This is a genomic window from Rhizobium sp. FKL33 (genome assembly GCF_005222915.1).
GTDB lineage: Bacteria > Pseudomonadota > Alphaproteobacteria > Rhizobiales > Rhizobiaceae > Rhizobium_E.
Genome location: NZ_STFX01000026.1, coordinates 26553 through 49877 on the forward strand (window position 1 = coordinate 26553; position 23325 = coordinate 49877).

The window sequence follows — 23325 nt, forward strand, 5'->3', positions numbered from 1 at the left end:
TTATTCGCTTTCCTTAGCCAGGAGCGCGTCGATGTCCTTGAGCCGGGCGCGACCGGTGGCGACGAGGCTTTCAGCCTGATCCATGCGCGCATCCAGGGCTTGGCTCCGCGGCGCCGTTTCTGCGCCCGCAGGCTGTTGCGAGTCTGAAGCTGGTTGCGGATCGGTGGATCCCGTCGTCTCTGCATCGAGCGCCAGTTCGGACATCCTGTCCCTGTATTCCTTGTCAGCCATATCGCGTTTCGCTTGCGCGAGACTGTCAGCATTTGGCGGAGCCAAGACTTCCTCGGCGACGATCTGCGCCGCATCGCGGAGGAATCTGTCCTTCGGCGACAAGTCCTGGTCCGGGATTTTGCCCAGGCGATTCAGGACGTCTTCGATGCCGTCGCTGGGAATATCGACCAAGCCGCTATAAAGCTTCGCCAGCGCCAGGGGCGAGGTCTCGTTGGGTTCCGACAGGGTCTTGGCGCGACCCGAGGCGAAATCGGTCAGCGGTTTGTCGCCGTTGATCGCCGCTCTCCGCGCGAGCCGAAGATAGATTTCCCGCTGTCGGCGACGCTCCACCAGTGAAAGCGACGCCTCGATTTCCGCTGGCGGAAGAGCCTTGGGATGATCGATGGCAAGCGCCACGAAAATGTCGGCGAATTGAGACGCATAGGGAGAATTCATATAGCGGCGCGCATAGCGCCGCGCATAGGGCAAGGCCGCGGCGGTGTCGCCGGACCGCGAGGTCATCATCAGGGCGCGGCGAAGAGCGGCTTCCTCGATGATTGTGCCAGGGGCCTCAAGTCTCGCCCAGTCGAAAAATTTGAGCGCGGTCGCCTTGTCCGTCTCCATCATCGCATTCGCGCCGATGAGTTCGAGATAGGGACCGATCGTGGTGAATCGATATTCGGGAACCACTTCCTTCAGTTGCTTGACGGCGCCGGCGCCGCGGCCATTCAGATAACGGCGCAAAATGCTGGTGACGCGGTTGTCGAAATTTCCGCTGACATCGCGCTGGGCGAGGAGGTCAAGCGTGTCCGGATTGCCGCCGCTCATCGCATAGACGAGAGCCGCATCGACATTACGGGTGTCGTCGAATACGGAGGCGTTCGCCTCCCTCAGGCGGCGGTCGATTTCCTCGAGCAGAAAGCGCTGCATGTCCAGGGCGGATATGTCGCCTGAAATGACCTGGTCCTGGATGTTTTGCAGGGAGCGGACGAGTTTGTAAGGCTCCGTAACCTCGACAGGAGCGGCCTCTTGCGCGCGCGCGCCGACGCCCAGCGCCAAAAGGCTCACTCCGACCGCCAAGAACATCCTGCTCATATGGACCGGGAGCTGCATCGATCAGCCCTTCACCGACTGAACGAGGATTTCGATCCGGCGGTTGCCCGCATCGAGCGGCTTGTCCGGATATCTCAGACGCTTGTCGGCAAACCCCGAAATCTGCGATACGCGCGCCTCCGCGACCCCTGCCCGCTTGAGGATGAAGTAAGCACTCTGGGCGCGATCAGCCGACAGGCGCCAGTTGTCGTAGCCTACCGCCTTGAAAGGGCGCGCGTCGGTATGACCGCGAATTGCGATCTGGCCAGGCCGCGCCTTCAGCAATTTGCCGATCTGGTCTATGGCGACGACGGTTTCTTTGGTGGGAATGGATGATCCGATCTGGAACATCGGCGTCTTGACCTGATCGCTGATGCTGATCAGCAGGCCGCCTTCGGCAGGGGTGACGATCAGGCCTTCGGCGAGATAGCCGACCTTGCCCTTCAGTTCATCCTTGAGCTGCTTCTCCAGGTCTTCGGCCTGCTGCTCGGCAGAGGCGACCTTGGACTGATCGGTTTTGCCGTCCTTGTCCTTGTCGGTCTTTCCAGCTTTCGCCTGATCGGACTGGCCCTGCTCCTTCTTGTCGGTCTTGCCGGTTTCGGACATGTCGGTCTTGCCCTTGCCGATCTTGTCGGTCGAGCCATGCTTGTCCTTGTCCGACCCTTCTCCGGCAACATCCTTCATGCCGTCGTTTTCCGTAAGCCCCTCGCCGGCCTTGGCTTCACCGGTCGGCATTTCGCCGCCCTTGCGATCGCCGCTCAACGCTTCGCCAGTTTTGGACGAATCGATGTTCTCGGCATTTTCCACCATGCCATCGCCCGGCAGGCCGGAAATCTCGGCGGGCTGCTGGGACTGATCAACGCCGGATTGCTGGGACACTTCAACCTGCTGCGTCCAGAAATCGGGGTCAAACGGATCGCGGAACGCCTCGCCGCCATCGGCGCCTGTCGCCGGACCGGCAGATTGCGCCCCACCGTCGCCCTTGGAGGAGACATTGGCCTTGTCGTCCGTCTCCTGTGCGATCTCGGTGATCACGGCATAGGGATTTTCGAAATAATCGGCTTCCGAATACTGGATCTGCTCGCCTGCAGTGGAGGTTTCGTCCGTCCCTTCGGATTCCGCCTGGCCGGCCGCCTTCTTCTCACCCTCGCTGTCGGACTTGTCCTGCGTATTTTCGCCCTGCGCCTGCTTGTTGGGCTTTTTCAGGCCTTTTTCGGCAGGGGTCGAATCCGTCAGCTTGATTGGATTGAAATAGCTCGCGACAGCGGCCTTCGTCTTCTCATTGGCGGCGTTGACCAGCCACATGATCAGGAAGAACGCCATCATCGCGGTCATGAAGTCGGCGTAAGCGATCTTCCAGGCGCCGCCATGGGCTCCATCATGGCCGCCGCCGTGCCTCTTGATGATGATGATCTCGTTTTTGCCGTGGTGGTGGCTTTCATTCTCGCTCATTCGGCAACCTCAGCCAGGGCTTGCGCCCAGGTTTCCAGACGCGTCACCAGAACCGCGTCTTCGATCTCGACCGTGATGTCGATCGTCTCGTTTTCGATATATTTGACCTCGACGGCGTCGGCTTCGAACAATGGCCTCAACCTTGCGATCAGGCGGGCATCGCCACGGACTGTCACCTGGGCGACTTCGCGATCCCTAAGGGTCTGTTGGGCAAGTTCATGAAGGTCCCGAACGGCGCGTTCGGCCAATTGCGCGCCCAGCATCGGCAAAAGCATATGCATTGTGCGATCAGCCAGAGTGTGCGCGATTTCCCCCGTCATCTCCTGAAAACGCGTGTGGATCATCGCGACAGATTCCTGCTCGTGGCGGGCAACCAGGTCGGCGATTTCGACCGCATGTTTCTGACGTTCTTCGGTGAGCGCGGCTTCGTGCGCCTGCTCGGCTGCCGCCAATGCCTCCGCGTACCCCTCGTCGAATGCGGTTTTTCGCTCAGCGTCGAGATCAACGACAGGTTCAGGCTCGAACGAGAACGCCCCGGAACTCTCACCGCTGTCCAGCGAAAACGGCGATGAAAACGGTAGATCCTCAACCGGCGGCGGCGGTGGGGCGCCGAAATCTTTGAGGTATTTGGTCAGGATTGCACTCATTGCAGACCGCCGTTTCTGGTGAAGTTTGGGCGCAGGCCCTCTATGGGAAAGCCTATCGGGACAAACTTGCGCGAAAATGAATGCGTTGGGCCGCGCCAGGGCAATAGCGCGGCCCAACTTGTCCTACCCCGACGATGACCGACGTCGTGGCAGTATTGGAAAAATGGCAAAGACAGAAACGCCCTCGTGTCGGTAACGACACGGATTGCAGTCAGTTCGGGAGACGAACCGCGGATGAAGAATGATCCATACCCATCCGAGACCAGGAGGGCGCGGCCAGGCGTAGCGCCCAACCGCAGCCATCCTATTTTTACTTGAACAGCGACAAGATGTTTTCGGCGTTGGTGTTTGCGATCGACAGCGACTGGATGCCCAGCTGCTGCTGCGTCTGCAGCGCCTTGAGGCGGGTGGATTCTTCGTTCATGTCGGCGTCGACCAGACGGCCGATGCCCTTGTCGATCACGTCCATGAGGGTAGCGACGAAATCGTCCTGCATATCGATGCGCGAGGAGATAGACCCCAGGGTTGCGGCAGAGTCAGTTAGGTTGCTCAGCATCTTGTCGACCGCCGAGATCATGCCGTCGAGCTGGAAATTGGTCGTCGACGTCGAAAGGGTCACTTCCGTACCTGTCGCGGTCGTGGCCGCGCCGGTGTCGATCAAGAAGTAGCTCGCAGTGGTCGTCGTGGTGCCCGTCGCCACATTTGCAACAGTCGCCTTTGTGAGGATGCCATTGTTGGCGTCGGAGGCATCGATCAGCGTCGAGGTCGCCGTATCGAAATCAAGCGTTTCGATCGAAACGGTGCCGCTGGAGGCGCGGTTGAAGGACGAGACGAGTTCCACGGTCGTCGGCGCGACACCTGTGTCGTTATAGAGCCAGTTCTCACCAGAGAAGGATGCCGATTCGGCGATCGATTCGAGCTGGTTCTTCAGTTCGCGAAGCTCTTCGTTGATCTTGTTGCGGTCAACACCGGGTTCGCGCGCCGCCACCAGCTTGGCCTTGATCTCGGTCACGACATCAATCGCCGAGCTGAGCCCCGTATAGGCCGTGTCGGTTTTCGCGGCGCCGAGACCGAGTGCGTCCTGAACGGTCGACAGAGCCTTGTTGTCCGACCGCATCGTTGTGGCGATCGACCAGTAGGCGGCGTTGTCAGAAGCTGTCTCGACCCGATAGCCCGAGGAGATACGCTGCTGCGTCGTTTCCATATTGTTGTTGATATCGCGCAGGGTCTGGAGCGCCGCCATAGCGGCGGAATTGGTCATGATGCTCGTCATAGGATTGCCCTAGAATATTGTTTTCGGGGACATCCGGCACGCTACCGGCAATGACGGCGGAGCATCATGCTTGCGACCACGTTTTGCCCTGGCGGTCGCTCCGTCAGTTGTGAACAATATGTAAACAGGGATGGTTAATCAAGCGTTAACAGGCGCAAGAGTTTTTTAACGGCTGTGAAGGAAAGCTTAAGGCAAGCCTGGCGCGAAGATGGTTTATTAATTATTACAATCAGGTAGTTAACTGGCGCGTGAGCGCGTGGTCTCGAAACACCGGGAAGTTAAAAAAACAAACTTCAAAACAAAAAACCGCGGCCGGGAGTCCCGGCCGCGGCAAGCTCGTGATGAGTCGCGTCAGTGTTAGTTACGGAACAGCGACAGGATGTTTTCCGAGTTGGAGTTGGCGATCGACAGAGCCTGGATGCCAAGCTGCTGCTGGGTCTGCAACGCCTTGAGCTTGGTGGACTCTTCGTTCATGTCGGCGTCGACGAGACGTCCGACGCCCTTGTCGATCACGTCCATGAGATCGGCGACAAACTCGTTCTGCATGTCGATGCGCATATTGGTCGAGCCGATAACGGCTGCGGCTTCGGTCATCTGCGTCAGCATGTCGTCGACGACCGAGATCATGTTGTCGATCTGGTAATCGGCCGTGGTGTTGGTGAGTTCGATGATGTTGCCGTTCTGGGTGTTGCCGCTGTCGATGGCGATCAGGTAGTATGCGCCGGTCGTCGTGGTGGTGCCAGTCGTGTAAGACGCATAGTTTGCGGCTGTCAGGATGCCGAGGGTCGGATCGACATTGTCGATCAGGGTCGAATCCGCAGTGTCGAAGCTGATCAGTTCGACCGAAACGCCGCCGGCGCTGTCACGAACGAAGGATCCGACCATGTCGACAGTCGAGTTCACGGTCGTGTCGTTGTTATAGAGCCAGTTCTGGCCCGAGAACGAAGCCGACTGAGAGATGGAAAGCAGCTGGTTCTTCAGCTCGGACAATTCGGAGTCGATCTTTTCCTTGTCAACGCCCGGTTCACGGGCGGCCACCAGCTTGGCCTTGATTTCGGTGACGACGTCGATCGCGGAATTCAGACCGGTATAGGCGGTGTCGGACTTCGCCGCGGCGAAACCGAGTGCGTCCTGAACGGTGGACAGCGCCTTGTTGTCCGACTTCATCGTGGTCGCGATCGACCAGTAAGCAGCATTATCCGACGCATCCTGGACGCGATAACCGGAAGACACCCTGCCCTGCGTTTCTTCCATGCCGGAGTTGATCGACCGCAACGTGTCGAGAGCCGCCATAGCCTGGATGTTGGTGATGATGCTAGTCATGGTTGTTTTGCCCCTCATACTACGGGAAAAATTTAAAGGGACATTCCGGGATTGCGTCCGGTAACGAAAGGCCGCTTCATGCGTGTTAACCCTCAATCAGGGTTAACCTGTCGTTTCGATGAGGGTAGATAAACACATGCATGGTTAAAGAACCCTTTCTCGATCCCGGAATTAACCAAAAACCTTCACCAACAATTTCCGGACGCAAAAAAGCCGCCGGTCTCCCGGCGGCTCTCGATATCAGATTGGGTTGTACTCTTAGCGGAACAGCTGGAGGATGCTTTCCGAATTGGAGTTGGCGATCGACAGAGCCTGGATGCCGAGCTGCTGCTGCGTCTGCAGCGCCTTCAGCTTGGTGGACTCTTCGTTCATGTCTGCGTCGACCAGCTTGCCCACGCCGGAGTCGATCGTGTCCATGAGGTCAGCCACGAATTCGTCCTGCATGTCGATGCGGGCGTTGGTGGCGCCGAGCGTCGCGGCGGCGTCGGTCATCTGCGACAGCATGTCGTCGACAGCGGCGATCATACCGTCGATCTGATAGTCGGCGGTGGAGTCGGACAGGGTGATTTCCTGGCCGGTCTGTCCAGCGTCGTCGGTCGCGATCAGGAAGTAAGCGGCGGTCGTGGTGGTCGTGCCGGTCACATAGGTCGCGTCGTTGAGAGCGCTGAGAATGCCGTTGGCGGACGTGTTGTTGTCGATCAGGGTCGAGTCAGCGGTATCGTAGCTGATCAGGCCGACCGAAACGGTGCCGCTGGCCGAACGGACGAACGAGCCGACCATGTCGACGGTCGAATTGGCCGTGCCGTCGTTGTTGTAGAGCCAGTTTTCGCCCGAGAACGATGCCGATTCGGAAATCGACGACAGCTGGCTCTTCAGCTCGGTCAGTTCGGAGTTGATCTTGTCCTTGTCAACGCCCGGCTCGCGCGCAGCGACCAGCTTGGCCTTGATTTCGTTGACCACTTCGATCGACGCGTTCAGACCGGTGTAAGCAGTGTCGGTCTTGGCGGCGGCGAGACCGAGAGCGTCCTGAACGGTGCTCATTGCGGTCTTGTCGGAACGCATGGTGGTCGCAATCGACCAATATGCGGCGTTGTCCTTGGCGGTGTCGACGCGGTAGCCGGAGGACACGTGGTTCTGTGTTTCTTCCATGCTGCTGTTGATGGAGCGCAGCGTGTTGAGTGCCGCCATAGCGGACGTGTTGGTGACGATAGAACTCATCTGAGTGTCCCTTTTTAACGAGTTACAGGATTAGGGACATGCCGGGCTCGATTTCCTTACCGGTCACGATGTTCGGCCTCATGCCATTCGAAGCGTCTCCCTCAAGACCTTCGATCACCGTGTATGAGTGGAGTATCGGGGCCCACTGCTTTCGAAAACCTTAAGCGGGACATTTCCGGTGAAGTCGGTGCGATATATGGTTAATGAACGGAAAACGGGGCGCTTCCGCGCCCCGATACCTTGTTTCCGAAAAGATGTTTTCGTTAGATTCTGGTCAGTTGAAAGAGCGAACCAGACTGCCCACGAGAAGGTTCCAGCCATCGATAAGCACAAAGAAAAGAATCTTGAAAGGCAATGAGATAGAGGTTGGCGGGAGCATCATCATGCCCATCGCCATTGTAATCGTCGCCACGATCAGGTCGATCACCAGGAAGGGCAGAACGATCAGAAAGCCGATCTCGAAGCCTCGACGAATTTCCGAAATCATGAAGGCCGGCACAAGCACCCGAAGATCCGGGGCTCCGGCAGTGGCTGCGGTCTGTCCCTTCTCGGTGGCGATGTCGGCAAAGAGTTTCAGATCCTTGTCGCGGGTGTTTGCCGCCATGAAGTCCCGAAACGGAACAGAGATGCGGCGAAGCGCTTCCGTCTCGTCAATCTGCTCGGCAAGAAGCGGCTGCACGCCGTCGCGCCAAGCGCGCTCGAGTGTCGGCGACATCACGAAAAACGTCATGAACAGCGCGAGACTGGTGAGAATCATGTTCGACGGCGTCGTCGCCAGCCCCATTCCGGAGCGAAGAATCGAGAAAGCGATGATGAAGCGTGGAAAGCTCGTCACCATCACCAGAATGCCCGGCGCGATCGACAGAACCGTCAACAGCCCGAAGACCCGGATAATCCAGCTCGCCGCAGATCCGCTGATCGGCGTGTTGAAAATTTCCGGGGCGGCGGTCTGTGCCAGAGCCGCATTGCCGGCCGCGAGGAAGGCGGCCACGGCGCCGAGTGCGATCAGGAGGATTTTTCGAGAGCCGGTCATTCGATTACAAAGGTCCTGAACATAATTTTCTCGACCTTACCCTCCGACAGGAGATCCGCCCGCTCCTCCAGATCCTCCTTCAAATACTGAAAGCCGCGCGGGCCTTCGATCTGTTGCAAGGTGACGGTGCGGAGATAGCGCGCGATATCCTGGTGAATGGTTTCGGCGATCTTGACGTCGGGCTTGTCCTTGAACAGCAGCGCGACTTCCAAGCGGACCCATTTATCGGCTGGAAAGGCTAGGTTCGTGGTAATCGCCTCAAGTTGTGCGACTCCATTTTCCTCGGTCGAGATCGGCGGAAGGCCCTCGCCTTCCTTTTTCTCGCCTTCGGCTTTCTTTTCGGCCACTGCCGGCTTGGGGGCGTTCACGGTCGGGGCAAGCATGCCGCCGAGCACCCAGCCTCCAGCAGCTGCGACCACGGTGACGATCGCCACCGGCACGATGGTCATGACCAGGCCGGACTTTTTCTTTTCGACCGGTTGTTCTTCCGGAATGTCGACCATATCGTCTCCTCGGGCCCGACGCGCTGAACGGATCGCGATCCGTCAGAAAACGCCGAAGATATCGACCGCCTGCTGACCCACCGGCGGGTTCTGGATTTCGGACAGACGGCCGCGGCCGCCATAGGAGATGCGCGCCTCGGCAATCTTGTCGTAGGACAGCTTGTTGTCGGCGTCGACGTCCTGCGGGCGAACGATACCGGCGAGGTTGAGAACGCGGATTTCCTGGTTGACCCGCACTTCCTGCGAGCCGCTGATCAGAAGATTGCCGTTGTCGAGCACGCCGGTAACGACCACGGCGAGCTGCAACGACAGTTTTTCCTTGCGCTCGATCGAGCCGTCGCCGGTCGATGACGAGGACGAACTGTTGCTCAAAGAGCCGTCCGCTTCGATATCTTTGATAATGCCCGTGTTCGAGACCGAGTACCCCTTCTTCCAGGACGTGTCACGGCTGCGGTCCGTCTTGTTGTCGAACGTCGCCGAATCGTCGATTTCGATCGTCACGGTCAGGATATCGCCGACCTTGAGGGCGCGGGCGTCCTTGAACAGAGCCGCCTTGGAGTCGCTCCACAGCGAGTACCCAGTGGCGATTTGAGACGGCTGCTTGGGATATTGGCCCATCTCGTTGGTCTTGGTGAATTGCAGACCGGTGCCGATCGGGCTCATAGCCGGCGCTCGATTGAGCTCCTTGACCGACTTGGCGTTGCATCCCGCGACGACAACAAAGCCCGCCATCAAAAAGAGTTTATAATTCATGACGGGTCTCTCGATGTGCTGCGATTACCGGCCGCCGAGATGATCGAGGCGACCAATGCCGCCTTCTTGGCTTCCATTTCAGTCAGTATCAGGCTGGATTTGGCTGGGCTCAACTTCATCACGATCGCCGACGCCAGATTGGGATCGATGAGCTCCAATTGCTGCGCGGCTGCGTCCGGCGCCATCTTCTTGTAGATGTCTACGAGCCCGGCTTCCGCCTGCTTGGAGAAGGCGTCACGCTTCTTCATCCAGTCTTCGTATTCCGCCTTGCGCTTTTCGAGAACGGCGATGCGTTCGTCGACCTGCGTCTGCAGCTTTTCGAGTTCTGTCCTTTGAAGGGCATAGCGCTGATCGCGCGCGGCGTCGGCGATGTTGGCGCAAAAGGCGCGAATTTCCTCGCGCGCCGTCTTGACCGCCGGCTTTGGCGTGGACTTTTCCTGATTTTCTTCGGCAGACATGGCCGTCATCGGGCCAATGCCGAGGCATAACCCCATCACGAGCGCCATTCGAAGTCCGACCGTCAAGGTTTTCGACTTATTCGTCATTGCAACACAAGCTCCGCCTGCAGCGCACCCGCCGACTTGATCCCCTGGAGAATGGCGATGATGCCGTCAGGCTTCACCCCGATCGAATTCAACCCGGACACGAGCGTCTTCAGGTTGGAGCCCTTGAGAATCGCCACCTTGCTGTTGGCCTGCTGGGCGATGATGTCCGTCTGCGGCTGCACGGCTGTCTCGCCGTTCGAGAAGGGCAGCGGCTGCACGACGGTCGGGTTTTCGCTGACCTGAACAGTCAAAGTGCCATAGCTGACGGCGACCTCGGAGATGCGGACATCCGCGCCGATCACGATCGTCCCCGTGCGTTCGTTGACAACCACCTTTGCCGGTGTGTCGGTATCAATGGGCAGGTTCTCGATTTCCGCCATCAACCGGGCGAGATCCGCGCGACGGGGCTTCTCGACGACGACTTCCTGCGAATCGTTCACGGAAGCGATCGGTCCGCCATAGGCTTGGCTCGAGAAAGCATTAATTGCGTCGGTCATGCGCACCGCCGTCGAAAAATCGGGATTGCGCAACTGCAGAACGAGATTGACCGAATCCTTGAAGCGCGACGGCAGGGGGCGTTCGATGATGGCGCCGTTCGGCACGCGGCCAGCAGTCGCCACGCCTTGCGTCAATTGCGTCGCGTCGCCCGATGCGGAGAAGCCGGAGACAATCAGGGGGCCCTGAGCGACGGCGTAGATCTGTCCGTCCGCGCCGGTGAGCGATGTCATCACCAGCGTGCCGCCGCGTAGCGACGTGGCGTCGCCGAGCGAACTGACCGCCACATCCATGCGGCTGCCAGGGCTGGCGAAAGGCGGAAGCGTCGCGGTGACCATGACGGCGGCGATATTCTTGGAGCGGTTTTCGCCGCCCTGCGTGGAAATGCCGAGATTCTGTAACATTGCGCGCAACGATTGTTCGGTAAAGGGCGAAGACCGCAGACTATCGCCGGAACCCTGCAAGCCGACGACAAGACCATAGCCGATCAGCTGGTTGTCGCGGCCGGCCTGCAAGGACGCCACATCCTTGATGCGCGCGGTCGCCGCCGCGTGCGAAGGCGAGGCGGCCGACAGCGTCATCAGGCTTGCCAGGATCAGGGCGACGATTTTTCTCATTTCTGCACCACCAGGATCGAACTGTCCGGCCTGACCGTGCCGGATATGATGACGCCGGTATCGGTGTTGCGAACCTTGATGAGGTCGCCGACCACGCCGTCATTGAGCGGCGTGCCCGCCGCCGTGATCTTGAGGCCGCCATTGTCATAGACGAGGATGACCTTGTCGCCACGGCGGACAGCCCACGCTTCGCGCAACGCGGCGATCATGATCGTCCGATTGGGGAGAAGCGTCCGGGTTGTCACGAACCCCGTGACTTCCGACAATTTCTGCGCGTAGCCGGGCGCAATGTTGGGGTTGGTGACCGGCACCGTCTTCAACTGGCCTTCGGTGATTTCCTGGCCGGGATAGATGATTTGAGTGGGGACGACCGCCATGCCGAAATCAGCAGCCGTCGCCGAGCCCACCATCGCCAAAGACGCCATGGCCAACGCCAGCGCCCTCAGCCCATGTCTCTTATGCCGCATGCCTGTCATCATGGTGGTCCACTTTTCCTTACTTCATGCTCTGGCTCACCGTCTTGGACATTTCGTCCGCGGTGGTGATGACCTTCGAGTTCATTTCATAAGCGCGCTGGGCCGAGATCAGATCCGTGATTTCCTTGACCGAATCCACGTTCGAGCTTTCCAGATAGCCCTGCTTCACATAGCCGAAGCCCGTGTCGTCGCCGACGCCGACAATCGCTGTGCCCGAGGCGGTGGTTTCCTGATAGAGGTTGCCGCCGAGTTCCTTGAGGCCCGCTTCGTTGACAAAATTGGCGAGCTGCAGCTGGCCAAGCTGCGTCTGGGTCGTATCCGTGCCGATCGTCGCGTAGACTTCGCCGGAGCGGTTGATGGTAATCTCGGTCGCATCGCTGGGAACAGTGATGGTGGGAATGACGAGATAGCCGTCAGCCGTCACCAATTCGCCATTCTCGTTCTTGTTGAACGCGCCATCACGCGTGTAGAGGGTAGAGCCATCCGGAGCCTGGATCTGGAAGAACCCACGGCCAACGATGGCCATATCGAAGTTGTTGCTGGTTTCGCTGAGATCGCCCTGCTCGAACAGGTTGCGAACAGCCGAGGTCTTGACGCCGAGGCCGATATTGATGCCCTCGGGCACCGTGGCCTGGTTTGCTGTGTTGGCAACCCCCGCCGCGCGATCCGTCTGGTAGAGAAGATCAGTGAATTCGGCGCGCGCGCGCTTGTAACCCGTCGTATTGATGTTCGCGATGTTGTTCGCGATCACTTCGAGATTGGTCTGCTGTGCGTTCATGCCGGTGGCGGCGATCGATAGCGCTCTCATTCGTTACCCTCAGATGTTCATCTTCACGATGTCGAGATAGGCCGAGACAACCTTGTCGCGGAACGCCATCGCCGTTTGCAGTGTCTGGTCTGCGGTCATGACAGTCTCGACGACCTCGCGAACGCTGGCCTTGCCGAGCATGCCGTCCATGGATTTGGTCTCGGCCGCCTTGAGATTGTCGACGAAGGACGTGCCGATATTCGACATGAAATCCGCGAAGCTGGCGCTCGCGGCGCCGGCTTCCATGGAGGGCTGGATCTCGGCCATCTCGCCGATCTTCTTGGATTCAGAGGCCAGGGAGGCGCTCAATGCGCTGATGGATTCAATCATTGTGATGACCTCAGAAGATCGATGGTTGAGGAGATCAGATCGCGGGTCTGACGAATGGATTGCAGATTGGCCTCATAGGAACGGTTTGCTTCTCGCATATCGGCCATTTCGAGCAGCACGTTCACATTCGGATATTTCACGTTCCCGTTCGGATCGGCGGCGGGATTGCCCGGCTCGTATTCGGTCACGAAATCTGACGTATCGACGCCGATCCGCTTCACCTGGACCTTCTCCACGCCCGAGGCGCGATCGAGTTCATCCGCAAAGCTGATGGTCTTGCGTCGATAGGGATCGGCGCCCGGCGTGTCGCCGGTGGAGCGCGCATTGGCGAGGTTTTCCGACACGACGCGGAGACGCGTCGACTGGGCGGAAAGGCCCGAAGCGGAGATGGCGAGGGAATCAGAAAGCGGATCCATAGATTACCCCTTCCTCACGGCCGTCAGCATCATCTTGTTGAAAGCTTTGACGATTGCGGTGTTGAGATCGTAGTCGCGACGAATCTGACCCTGCTTCATCAATTCTTCGGAGAGATCGACAGAGTTGCCGGAGAGCTTTGCGACCGCCTTCTTGTCCTCGTCAGACTGGACCACATAGGTCGAGGTCGGCGTATCGGAAAAATGGGCCGGATTGGTCGCGGCCATCGGCGTCGTCTGGTTCTGCAACACGAATTCGAAAGGCGCGACGTCTTTGGCCCTGAAGGCCGGCGTGTTGGCGTTGGCGATATTACCGGATACGGCGCCTTGGCGAACCGAAAGCCACTCCGCCTGTCGCGACGCCAATTCAAATAGTTGAATCGGTTGCATAGGTGTTCTCCGTCTTCATGACCGAACTTTTGTCTTCATGACACAATGGACCATAGAGACAGAATCTTGCGCGGGACTTGTCCCGGAAGCCGCAATTTTCAGGGTCTGGCCGCAAAACGCAAAAATGGGCGGCACAGGCCGCCCATAGCGTTTCACCACGTCCGCGAGCGCCGTTACTGTCCGACGCCGTAGACAGTTCCCTGGTCGGTCACGACAACCCATTTGCCGTCGCGCTGTTCGAGCGACGCCACTTTGGAGGCGTCCGGCAGGACCGAACCGGGCTGGACAAGATAGACGCCGCCCTTGTCCTCGATCATCGCCCGGCCGTTGGCGACGTGCAGAACCTTGAATTTCATGGCGTCGCCCGGAAAGGCCTGATCAAGGGGAGACACGCCGCTGTCCTCGCCAAAATCCTTGCCGATGTCGGGAACAGAGCCGGTAATGATCTTTTCGCCGCCAAGCGGATCGCCGCTCTTCTCGTCGCGGTCGACGATGGCCGCCGGCGACGGGTTAACGATTGCCCTGCCCGCCCATTCCGGAAGATCGCGCGACAATTCCCGAACCGCGACATGGATGCCGAACTTGTCCTCATTGAAGAACACGTACCAGGGGAAGAAGGCCGCCGTCATCGCGAGCGCGGCCCCGGACCAGCCGATGATGCGGTCTACGGTCCAAAACGGCTTGCGCAGCGCTTTCTTGGGCGGAGCGACGGGTTCGTCTGCGTCAAAATCTGTCATTGTCACCTCGGGCGCCCGTTGGCGCCGTTACCCGGCTGGTTGGCGCTCTTCAGCGCGGAGGCCAGATCGGCGAACGCGTCGCGGGCCGGCCTTTCTCCAGGACTTTGCTTCAGGATTTCGTAGATCGGCGGCACCTGCTTGACCGCCATGTCGAGGTCCGGATCCGCGCCGGCGCGATAACCGCCGATCAATCGAAGGTCGCGCGTTTCCTCATATTTGTGGATCAGCGTCTTCAGACGCGACACCAGCTTCTCTTCGTCCGGCGTCCATGCCTTGCGGGCAAGACGCGAAATCGAGGCCAGCGGATCGATAGGCGGATAGCGGCCTTCTTCAGCCAGCGCGCGGTCCAAGACGATATGACCGTCCAGAATGCCGCGGGCGGCGTCGGCGATCGGGTCGTTATGGTTGTCGCCATCGACCAGGATCGAAATGATGGCGGTGATCGCTCCCGCGCCTTCCGGCCCCGGGCCGGCGCGTTCGAGCAGTTTCGGCAGTTCCGTGAACACCGATGCCGGATAACCGCGCGCCACCGGCGGCTCGCCGGACGCTGTCGCCACTTCTCGGATCGCATGGGCGAAACGGGTGACGCTGTCGACGATGAGCAGCACATTCTTGCCCTCGTCGCGGAAATGTTCGGCGATGGTCACCGCCGAAAGCGGCGCCATCTTGCGCAGCATCGGGCTCTCATCGGAGGTCGCGACCACAGCGACGGACTTCTTCAGATGCGGTCCGAGCGTATCTTCAATGAATTCACGGACTTCACGACCGCGTTCGCCGACCAGCGCAATCACCACGCGATCAAAGGCGTCGGCGCGGGCGAGCATAGACAACAGCGTCGACTTGCCTACACCCGATCCGGCGAAGACGCCGAGGCGTTGACCGTGGCAGAGAGGAGCGAAGATATCGATGGCGCGCACACCGGTGCGGAAGCCCTTCGACACCCGCTGTCGGGTCATCGACGGCGGCGCCGTGTTGGAAATAGACCGCGCAACGCGTCCCTGTGCGATCGGACCGAGTCCGTCGATGGGCTCGCCGAGCGAGTTGACGGTGCGTCCGCACCAGCTATCGTCGGGATTGAGCCGGAAGGCGCCTCGCTTGAGGATAATGTCGTCTATGCCGATCGGATCACCAGGCTCGATCGGGCAGACATAGACGAGATCCGGCTCCACGCGCACGACCTCGCCAAGGTGAATCCCGGAATCGCTGCGATGTGCGACGAATTCGCCGAGGCGAACATGCCGGGACAGGCCCGTAACCGTGTAGTGCCCAGCCGCGATTGTCTTGACCCGCCCCGCATGCGCGACAAGCGCGCCCGGTTGATTGAAACGCTGGAACAGGGCGCCGATCGCGGCCATCCTGTCGCCGGCGCTCCCTGTCTTCTCTTCCATCAACCTATCCATTCAAATCCGCCCGATCAGGACGCCCCGCCGAGAGTTTTGATCGCGCTGGTCAGCGAGCCTTCATTGTCGCGCATCAGTTGCGTGACATAGTCGAACGTCCGCTGCACGGTGATCATTTCGGTCATTTGCTTGAGCGGATTGACATTGGCTTGCTCGACATAGCCCTGAAGCACGCCTGCGTCCGCCCGATCGACGACGGGCTGCGGCGCTTCGGTGGGGATGACCGCCGAGTTGCCCGCGCGCGTGAAATTGGGGCCAATATTGGCCGACATCAGCCCGAGCGTCGCGACAGGTCTTCCATCCTGGTAGAGAATTCCGTCTGTAGACGCCGTGGGCGTGCCGCCCTGCGCGTTGAGCTGGATCGGCGCGCCGCCGGCGTCGAGAACCGGATATCCTTCGAGCGTCACGAGATCGCCGGTTTCCAGCATCGAAAAGCGCCCGTCGCGGGTCACTGCATTGCCGGCGGGAGACGCCACATAGAACCAGACATCGCCCTTGGTGGCGAAGTCCAACTGATTTCCGGTCTGGGTGATCGCGCCGTTGTCCGCCGAGAGATACTCTTCGCCAGGCGAGACGTAGCCGACGCGCGCGCCTTCAGCCTTGGTCATCACCTCGTCAAACTTCACCTGGGTCGCCCGGAAGCCGACCGTGTTCATGTTGGCGAGATTGTCGGCGATTGTGTTGAGCCGCTTTTCAAGCGACAGCTGTGACGACAGCGCAACGTAAAGACTGGTTTCCATGCTCGCCCTCTGACCGGGTCTCATACCCGGTGATACACTGCCTCGAGCGAAAGCCGCTGAGACCGCGACTCCCTGTTTGGGGGAAATATCGGCGACGTCGCTTGCGCGAAACTGTCCCCTCGACACCCCGAAGGAAGGGCCCGATCCAACAGCTTCACACAAGCAAGAAACCGTATCCAAAGCTGGATTTATTGTGAGATCAGCGCAGGCGGCGTCATGAACATCATTATCGGCTTGGTCATTGTTTTCGGCTGCATCATCGGCAGCTTCCTTGCGACGGGCGGCCATCTTGAAGTGCTTTGGCAGCCTTACGAATTCCTTGTCATCATCGGTTGCGGCCTCGGCGCCTTCATTGCCGGCACGCCGATGAAAGTCATCAAGGATTCGGGCAAGGCAATCGGCGAGGCGTTCAAGAACGCCGTGCCGAAGGAGCGCAACTATCTGGATACGCTTGGATGTCTGTATGCGCTGATGCGCGACCTGCGCACCAAATCGCGCAACGAGATCGAAGCGCATATCGACAATCCCGATGAATCCACCATTTTCCAGAATTCTCCGTCGGTTCTCAAGAATACCGAACTCAGAGCTTTCATCTGCGACTATGTCCGTCTGATCATCATCGGCAATGCGCGCAGCCACGAAATCGAAGCGCTGATGGACGAAGAAATTCAGACCATCGACCACGACAAGATGAAGGCTTTCACCCAGCTTCAGAACATGGGCGACTCCTTCCCGGCCATCGGTATCGTGGCCGCCGTTCTCGGCGTTATCCACGCCATGGGCGCCATTACGGAACCGCCTGAAGTTCTGGGCCATCTGATCGGCGCGGCACTTGTCGGAACGTTTACCGGGATTCTACTTTCCTACTGCATCATGAACCCGCTGATCTATATGATCAAAGCGGTTCGGAGTAAGCAGCTTCGTCTCTACGTGATCGTCAAGCAGACGCTGATCGCATACATGAACGGCTCCGTGCCCCAGGTCGCGCTCGAATATGGCCGCAAGACTATTTCCTCCTATGAGCGCCCGTCGATCGACGCGGTTGAGCAGGAAATGATGAATCCGGGCGGCGGCGGCGAAAAGGCGGCGTGATGACGGAGGGTGTGGCAATGCGAACTCAAGCGCCGGCGATAGACCCGAAGGTCTACGCTCTGCTGACGGGAGAACTGGGCAGCAACCAGGCGATCTCCAAAGTGTGTCTCGAACTGGGCCAGGTTCTCACCGCGTTTCTCCCCGACCTCGTGGAGATGGAAACGCAGCAGAAGATGAGCTTCTACTTCGAACGCTGCGAAAGCGGCTACAAGAACGACATGATTTCCGACATGGCGCCCGGGACGGTGCTGATGGACGGATCGCTCAAGAACTGGTGCCCGGACTTCACAATCGCCTGCTCCTCATCCGCGATTATCGCGATGGTCGAGGCCTTGATGGGCGGCGATCCCGCTTCACTCGGTAAAGTCGAGGCGCGTCCGGCGTCGTCGATCGAACTCGAAATGGCGCCGCTGATCATGGAAAAGATCGCCCAGGTGATCAAATCCGCCGTTGACGCCCCGGGCAATTATGAGCCGATCCTCACCCGACCCTATAACATCAAGAACCGGCCAAAACCTGCAGAAGACTATGTCGACATGTTTGCGGCGCTGATCCGGATGAAGATAGAGTTCGGTGACCTGACCTCGCATTTCGAAATCGTCATCCCGCAGAAAACGCTGCTCAAGACCAAGGTCCGCCCGCCGGTGGCGAGCGCGGCCGCCAAAGCGGTCAACGACTGGGCCGAGATTCTGGAAGACCAGGTGCGCCGCTCGGACGTCAAGGTCGAGGCGCGGATCCATCTGACGCCCCTGACTCTCGGCGTCATCGCCAAGCTGCAGCCGGGCGACGTTATTCCCTTCCTCGACACGGACGATGTTCGCGCCCAGGTCAGCGCCAATGGGCGGGATCTCTACAGCTGCGAATTCGGCCGGGCCGGCAATAATTACACCGTTCGCGTGAAGGAATCTTCTGGTTCCGACCAGGACCTTCTCAGAGACCTGCTCTCCTGATCAGGTCTAGAAAAGCCTTGCGCAAGTTTTAACTGGAATGATGATCGTATGGCACCGAAGAAAGCAAAAATCGAAGAAGAAGCAATCGGAACCGGCGACGCAAACGCCGAGCTCGATCAGGCGATCGACGACCTTCGCGGCGTTCTGAAAGCCGATGAAGACGGCCTCTCCGATTTCGGGGGGGATTTTGGCGCAGAATTCGGCGGCGGCGACGCCGGCGGCGATTTTTCAACATCGGAAACGCCGATGGAAACCGACTTCGGCGGCGGCTCCGATTTCGGCGGCGGCAGCTTCGGCGGGGACTTCGGTGATTCGGGCTTCGGAGGCGACGACTTCGGGAGCAGCGCATCCATGGGCGCCGTCGCCGAGCCCGGCAGCGCGCTGCATGCGAACCTGGATCTGATCAAGGACATCCCAATTGATGTTCAAATCATTCTAGGAACTAGCAAAATGCAGGTTTCCGGCTTGATGAATCTGACCGAAGGGGCCATTATTGCATTGGATCGGAAAATTGGCGAACCGGTCGATCTGATCGTAAATGGAAGGCTCATCGGGCGTGGTGAAATCACCGTTATGGAGAATGATGAAACCCGCTTCGGCATCAAGCTGTTGGAAGTTAAGCCGAGCGGCAAGCCTTAGAGTATCAGAGTTACAAACCGGAATGATTCCGGGGGAGCGTCGATATGTTCGACTTCGACAGTTTTGAGACCACGTCTGCGAGCACGCTGACGCCGCCTGAAAAGGCTGCTGCAGTGTTGCTCGCCATGGGCAGACAGGTCGCCGGAAAATTACTTAAATACTTTACCCAAGCCGAACTGCAGGTCATCATTCATTCCGCGCAGCGCCTGCGGCAGATCCCACCGAACGAGTTGATTGATCTCGTCAACGAATTCGAGGACCTGTTCACCGAAGGCACGGGTCTGATGGACAACGCCAAGGCGATCGAGGGCATTCTCGAGGAAGGCCTGACGCCGGACGAAGTCGATGGCCTGCTCGGACGACGCGCTGCATTCCAAGCTTTCGAAACCACGATCTGGGAACAGCTGGAAAGCGCCGAACCTGCCTTCGTTGCGAAGTATCTGATCAACGAGCATCCGCAGACCATCGCCTACATCATGTCGATGATGCCGTCTTCGGCAGGCGCAAAGGTGCTTCTGGAAATGCCGGAAGGGCGCCGCGCCGACATTCTCAACCGCACGGTCAACCTCAAGGACGTGAACCCGAAGGCGGTTCAGGTCATCGAGAACCGCGTCCACGAAATCCTCCGCGACCTCAACGCCGAACGCAATGCGCCTGGTACGATGAAGGTGGCTGAACTGATGAACGAACTCGAGAAGAACCAGGTCGAAAACCTGCTCGATTCGCTCGAAGCCATCAGCCAGGAAGCCGCCAAGAAGGTGCGCCCGAAGATCTTCCTGTTCGAAGACCTTCTTGCCATGCCGCAGCGCAGCAGGGTCCTGCTGTTCAACGATATCGCCGGCGACGTCATCACCATGGCGCTTCGGGGCGCGTCGATGGACATCCGCGAAGCCGTCCTGTCTTCAATCGGCGCGCGTCAGCGCCGCATGATCGAATCGGATCTTGGAGCGCCGGACAACACCGCCAACCCGCGCAATATTGCGATCGCGCGGCGCTCGATCGCCCAGGAAGCGATTCGCCTGGCCGCCGGCGGCCAGATCCAGCTGAAGGAATCCGGAGGCTCGGTCGAAGCGGCCTGACTGGAGTAGACGGGCATGGCCGAGAGCGCCGACAAGGACAGCAAAACCGAAGCGCCAACCCAGAAGCGTTATACGGAAGCCGCCGAGAAGGGCAATGTGCCCTTTTCTCGAGAAATTACCGTCTTCGCCTCCACGCTCGGCATCTACGTCTACTTCGTCTTCTTCCTGCCAAACGGCGTAGCAAAGCTTTGGGACACGCTGAGGGGCGTGTTTGAAAAGCCCGAGCAATGGCGATTCGAAACCGGCACCGACATCGTGGCTCTGTTTGGCCGCATTTTCTGGGAATCGGCCGCAATCGTGACCCCCGCCTTCATTCTCATGGCGGCTTTTGGCATCGCGGCCTCTATCCTGCAGAATCTTCCGACGCCCGTTCTTGAGCGAATCGCGCCGAAATTTTCCCGCCTCGATCCGGTCAGCGGCTTCGGCCGCATGTTCGGCATGCCGGGCATGGTGGAGTTCGGCAAGTCGCTGATCAAAATTCTGGTCGTGGGCGTGGTTGTCGGCTTGAGCCTTCGGTCGGAATATTTCGAATCCCTCGACGCGATGTATGCGGATCCAGATTTTCTGTTAAAGCGGCTCTCGTCGGACGTCCGGACGATTCTCGTCATTATCCTCTTCGCTGCAGCGATCATCGCCATAGCCGACTATTTCTGGACTCATCATCATTGGTATGAAGAGCTCAAGATGACGAAGGAAGAGGTGAAGGAAGAACGCAAGCAGACGGACGGCGATCCGATGATCAAGCAGCGTCAGCGTTCTTTCGCTCGCGATCTCGCCCGAAAACGCATGATAAATTCTGTGCCGCGCGCCACGCTCGTCATCGCAAACCCGACTCACTATGCGGTCGCTTTGCGATACGTACGAAATGAAGACCCTGCTCCAGTGGTGGTGGCCAAGGGAACAGACCTCATCGCTCTCAAAATTCGCCAGGTGGCGGAGGAAAATGGCGTTCCCGTGTTCGAGGATCCGCCTCTAGCGCGCTCCATGTTTGCGCAAGTCTCGGTGGATAGTGTCATTCCGCCGGTCTTCTACAAGGCCGTCGCCGAACTGATACAACGCATTTATGCGTCCAAGAATAAAGCCAGACGGGTTCACTGAAAACGATGAAAAAAAGCCCTTTCTCCATCGAACACGAGAAAATCGTGGCCGAGGCGTTGCGCCCCGTTGCGACAGAACTCAGGCTGATCGACGCTGCGGACCTTGTGTCGCTGCTGCGTTACGAGCGCTGGGGCAATATTGCGGATCTCGTGAATTCTGCAGCGGAACTCTATTTCCTGCCGGGCACGATCCGTTTTGGCATTGGCGGCAATTATGAAATGGACTGGAACAAGCTGCCGCAAATTTCACTCGATCTCGAGATCATGGCCGATGCGGTGACCGTGTATGCGCAGTTGTCGCTGACCGACGAGTTGGCAGGCATCGAAATCAACCACATCGCATTTCACGAGCCGAACGACGATCCGAACCAGGACACGGCGCTTCTCGCCGAAAGTCTGGCGCGTGCGCGCTTCATCACGCCTAAGATGCAAGGCAACCCGGCGCATGGCGCCAGCGCGCTCCAATAAAACATGCCACAGAGATTCAGGCGATATAGCCGAGCCGGATGGCCTTGGCGATCGCCTGGATTCGGTTGACGGAATCCAGCTTCACTGTCGCCGATGACAGATAGGCGTTCACCGTATGCACCGAAAGACCGAGTTGAACGGCAATTTCCTCGCTGACCAAACCGTCACCGGCCAATTGTAGACAGGCAATCTCCCGACTTGACAGGACTTCGTCCGGCGCCGACCGGCGTTCATCGAGCGTCAACAGATCCATCATCAATTGATGCGATTTCCCATGCAGGTCGAGAATGGTTTCCCAGGCAAGGTCGAGATAGTTCGCTGAAAACACGATATACCCATTGCCCATCGATCCCAGACGAACCGGAAATGCGATGCCGCAGACGGGAAGGCTTCGCTGCTTGATGCGGCTTACGAAGCCCGTGAAGTCGGGCGTTTCTGCGGTTTGCGCCTCCCCTACTCCGTTCCATAACAGGGGCAGCGACGATGTCTCGAGATGGTCGAGAAAAATCTGGCTGTAATGCTCAAGGATGGCGGACGCGGCGATCTGGTTGTCTGACTGAAAATTGTCGAGAATGCAGGCAAGCTTGCGCTTGCTAGGAAGACCAGAATTATTCGTCTTGAACACGGCGAAATTTCGAGCGTGAGCCGTTCGCTGCATGGACACCAGCCTCGGAAAAAAATCCGAACGGCTAAGCGAGCGAATGTTCCGCTTGGCGCCGCCCTCCATGCCTGTTTTGCCATCCTTCAAGGGAGATGCTCCTCAAACCAGATTGTGTCGGACCGCATAGGCGATCGCCTCCGATCTCGTGCGAGTGGCGGTCTTGCGCATGACGCTGGTGATGTAATTGTTGATCGTGTTCTTCGAGATTCCGATGATGGTGGCGATTTCGTCGCTGGTCTTGCCCTCGGCAATCCAGTAGAGGCATTCCAGTTCGCGATCAGTCAGATCCATATCTCGGGCGCTGCGGACAGTATCGCGGAACAGAAGACTTGCAAGATATCCAGCCAGGAGACCGGTCTCGCGTAGTCGTTGCTGCGACAGAATTACATCCTGCGGACAAATGAACATCAGGCAGTAACGCGTCCGGCCGGCATTGAAGATGATTGTACAATATTCCCGGCCCGCCTGGTCGGCAGACATATGATCGTCAGCGAGCAGTGAGAAGGCGGGATTGAGAACGGACAGGCATTTTTCAAGCTCGGTGCTGCGCGACAGCCTGCCCAACAGTTCGCGCCCTCTGTTGCGGACAAGATCGAAAGGCCAGTTGGACGAGATGATGTTGTCGAGTCCAGCTTCGCTGTTCAATTCATGTCGCGCGAGAAGAAATCCCTCTGCCCCGACATAGTCGCACAGCGCCATGGCCGCCGACGCAACATCCTGAGCGGAGACACTCTTGTTCAATCGGTCCAGCATCTGGTCCGCGCTGATTGTCCCGTGCACATGGGCTCTTTGCGAACCCGATGCTTCCGTCAACGATCCGCTGTCGCTCTTAGCGGTCACTTCACCACCCGGTCGGTTGCCGTGGGTTCACGCATCTTCGCGTC

Annotated in this window: 27 protein-coding genes; 6 read left to right on the top strand and 21 right to left on the bottom strand. The window is 58.8% G+C overall.

All coding sequences use genetic code 11. From position 1 onward, the window contains the following. From E8Q41_RS16670 to flgF, 19 genes are all read right to left on the bottom strand, one after another. A complete protein-coding gene (locus E8Q41_RS16670) occupies positions 1-1278 on the bottom strand; it encodes a chemotaxis protein (protein WP_137156688.1) in 1278 nt (425 codons plus the stop codon). Between the two features lie 48 nt (positions 1279-1326). After that, entirely contained in the window at positions 1327-2754 is a 1428-nt protein-coding gene (locus E8Q41_RS16675; RefSeq protein ID WP_137156689.1) for a MotB family protein, read from the bottom strand. Then, positions 2751-3401, bottom strand: coding sequence for a hypothetical protein (locus E8Q41_RS16680; protein WP_137156690.1), 651 nt, complete (start codon positions 3399-3401; stop codon positions 2751-2753). Before E8Q41_RS16680 ends, E8Q41_RS16675 begins: the two co-directional genes overlap by 4 nt. A gap of 310 nt (positions 3402-3711) precedes the next feature. Then, positions 3712-4674 (bottom strand): flagellin, encoded by a 963-nt coding sequence (locus E8Q41_RS16685; protein WP_137156691.1) that lies wholly within the window; start codon positions 4672-4674, stop codon positions 3712-3714. A gap of 357 nt (positions 4675-5031) precedes the next feature. After that, complete coding sequence (locus tag E8Q41_RS16690) at positions 5032-5997, bottom strand: flagellin (protein WP_137156692.1); 966 nt, start codon at positions 5995-5997, stop codon at positions 5032-5034. Positions 5998-6255: 258 nt separating this feature from the next. Further along, positions 6256-7215 carry a flagellin gene (locus E8Q41_RS16695; RefSeq protein WP_137156693.1) on the bottom strand — a complete coding sequence of 320 codons (960 nt, stop codon included), beginning with the start codon at positions 7213-7215 and terminating at the stop codon, positions 6256-6258. A gap of 274 nt (positions 7216-7489) precedes the next feature. Next, on the bottom strand, positions 7490-8248 hold the full coding sequence (gene fliP, locus E8Q41_RS16700; protein WP_137156694.1) for a flagellar type III secretion system pore protein FliP: 759 nt from the start codon (positions 8246-8248) through the stop codon (positions 7490-7492). After that, positions 8245-8751 carry a flagellar basal body-associated FliL family protein gene (locus E8Q41_RS16705; RefSeq protein WP_137156695.1) on the bottom strand — a complete coding sequence of 169 codons (507 nt, stop codon included), beginning with the start codon at positions 8749-8751 and terminating at the stop codon, positions 8245-8247. The genes fliP and E8Q41_RS16705 overlap by 4 nt, the downstream gene beginning before the upstream one ends. A 42-nt stretch (positions 8752-8793) precedes the next feature. After that, the gene (flgH, locus tag E8Q41_RS16710; protein WP_137156696.1) at positions 8794-9504 is read right to left on the bottom strand and encodes a flagellar basal body L-ring protein FlgH; all 711 of its coding nucleotides are present in this window, start codon (positions 9502-9504) and stop codon (positions 8794-8796) included. Next, positions 9501-10049: a MotE family protein gene (locus tag E8Q41_RS16715; protein WP_137156697.1), complete on the bottom strand. Its 549-nt coding sequence runs from the start codon at positions 10047-10049 to the stop codon at positions 9501-9503. Before E8Q41_RS16715 ends, flgH begins: the two co-directional genes overlap by 4 nt. Then, positions 10046-11161, bottom strand: coding sequence for a flagellar basal body P-ring protein FlgI (locus E8Q41_RS16720; RefSeq protein WP_137156698.1), 1116 nt, complete (start codon positions 11159-11161; stop codon positions 10046-10048). The genes E8Q41_RS16715 and E8Q41_RS16720 overlap by 4 nt, the downstream gene beginning before the upstream one ends. Continuing rightward, positions 11158-11628, bottom strand: coding sequence for a flagellar basal body P-ring formation chaperone FlgA (gene flgA / locus E8Q41_RS16725; protein WP_137156699.1), 471 nt, complete (start codon positions 11626-11628; stop codon positions 11158-11160). Before flgA ends, E8Q41_RS16720 begins: the two co-directional genes overlap by 4 nt. Positions 11629-11656: 28 nt before the next feature. After that, a complete protein-coding gene (gene flgG, locus E8Q41_RS16730; protein ID WP_137156700.1) occupies positions 11657-12445 on the bottom strand; it encodes a flagellar basal-body rod protein FlgG in 789 nt (262 codons plus the stop codon). A gap of 9 nt (positions 12446-12454) precedes the next feature. Then, positions 12455-12775, bottom strand: coding sequence for a flagellar hook-basal body complex protein FliE (locus E8Q41_RS16735; protein WP_137156701.1), 321 nt, complete (start codon positions 12773-12775; stop codon positions 12455-12457). After that, positions 12772-13191 (bottom strand): flagellar basal body rod protein FlgC, encoded by a 420-nt coding sequence (gene flgC / locus E8Q41_RS16740; RefSeq protein ID WP_137156702.1) that lies wholly within the window; start codon positions 13189-13191, stop codon positions 12772-12774. The genes E8Q41_RS16735 and flgC overlap by 4 nt, the downstream gene beginning before the upstream one ends. A gap of 3 nt (positions 13192-13194) precedes the next feature. Further along, a complete protein-coding gene (flgB, locus tag E8Q41_RS16745) occupies positions 13195-13578 on the bottom strand; it encodes a flagellar basal body rod protein FlgB (protein WP_137156703.1) in 384 nt (127 codons plus the stop codon). Between the two features lie 173 nt (positions 13579-13751). Continuing rightward, positions 13752-14315, bottom strand: coding sequence for a flagellar protein (locus tag E8Q41_RS16750; protein ID WP_137156704.1), 564 nt, complete (start codon positions 14313-14315; stop codon positions 13752-13754). Positions 14316-14317: 2 nt separating this feature from the next. Beyond that, positions 14318-15670, bottom strand: a complete 1353-nt coding sequence (fliI, locus tag E8Q41_RS16755) for a flagellar protein export ATPase FliI (RefSeq protein WP_246660226.1) — start codon at positions 15668-15670, stop codon at positions 14318-14320. Positions 15671-15729: 59 nt separating this feature from the next. Beyond that, entirely contained in the window at positions 15730-16455 is a 726-nt protein-coding gene (flgF, locus tag E8Q41_RS16760) for a flagellar basal-body rod protein FlgF (protein ID WP_137156706.1), read from the bottom strand. Between the two features lie 216 nt (positions 16456-16671). Here flgF and motA point away from each other — a divergent pair, with 216 nt between their 5' ends. Genes motA through E8Q41_RS16790 form a run of 6 tightly spaced genes read left to right on the top strand, consistent with a single transcriptional unit; the run spans position 16672 to position 21780 of the window. Continuing rightward, positions 16672-17547, top strand: coding sequence for a flagellar motor stator protein MotA (gene motA, locus E8Q41_RS16765; RefSeq protein WP_137156707.1), 876 nt, complete (start codon positions 16672-16674; stop codon positions 17545-17547). Between the two features lie 17 nt (positions 17548-17564). Then, complete coding sequence (locus E8Q41_RS16770) at positions 17565-18497, top strand: FliM/FliN family flagellar motor switch protein (RefSeq protein ID WP_170976519.1); 933 nt, start codon at positions 17565-17567, stop codon at positions 18495-18497. Between the two features lie 48 nt (positions 18498-18545). Continuing rightward, entirely contained in the window at positions 18546-19136 is a 591-nt protein-coding gene (gene fliN / locus E8Q41_RS16775; RefSeq protein ID WP_137156709.1) for a flagellar motor switch protein FliN, read from the top strand. A gap of 44 nt (positions 19137-19180) precedes the next feature. Next, on the top strand, positions 19181-20215 hold the full coding sequence (locus tag E8Q41_RS16780; protein WP_137156710.1) for a flagellar motor switch protein FliG: 1035 nt from the start codon (positions 19181-19183) through the stop codon (positions 20213-20215). A gap of 15 nt (positions 20216-20230) precedes the next feature. Next, a complete protein-coding gene (gene flhB, locus E8Q41_RS16785; protein WP_137156711.1) occupies positions 20231-21313 on the top strand; it encodes a flagellar biosynthesis protein FlhB in 1083 nt (360 codons plus the stop codon). A 5-nt stretch (positions 21314-21318) separates the two neighbouring features. After that, on the top strand, positions 21319-21780 hold the full coding sequence (locus tag E8Q41_RS16790) for a hypothetical protein (protein ID WP_137156712.1): 462 nt from the start codon (positions 21319-21321) through the stop codon (positions 21778-21780). Positions 21781-21796: 16 nt separating this feature from the next. Here E8Q41_RS16790 and E8Q41_RS16795 read toward each other — a convergent pair whose 3' ends face one another. Together E8Q41_RS16795 and E8Q41_RS16800 are read right to left on the bottom strand one after the other, a co-directional pair. Further along, on the bottom strand, positions 21797-22405 hold the full coding sequence (locus tag E8Q41_RS16795) for a helix-turn-helix transcriptional regulator (protein WP_246660223.1): 609 nt from the start codon (positions 22403-22405) through the stop codon (positions 21797-21799). Between the two features lie 135 nt (positions 22406-22540). Then, positions 22541-23194 (bottom strand): helix-turn-helix transcriptional regulator, encoded by a 654-nt coding sequence (locus E8Q41_RS16800; protein ID WP_137156713.1) that lies wholly within the window; start codon positions 23192-23194, stop codon positions 22541-22543. Positions 23195-23325: the final 131 nt, after the last annotated feature.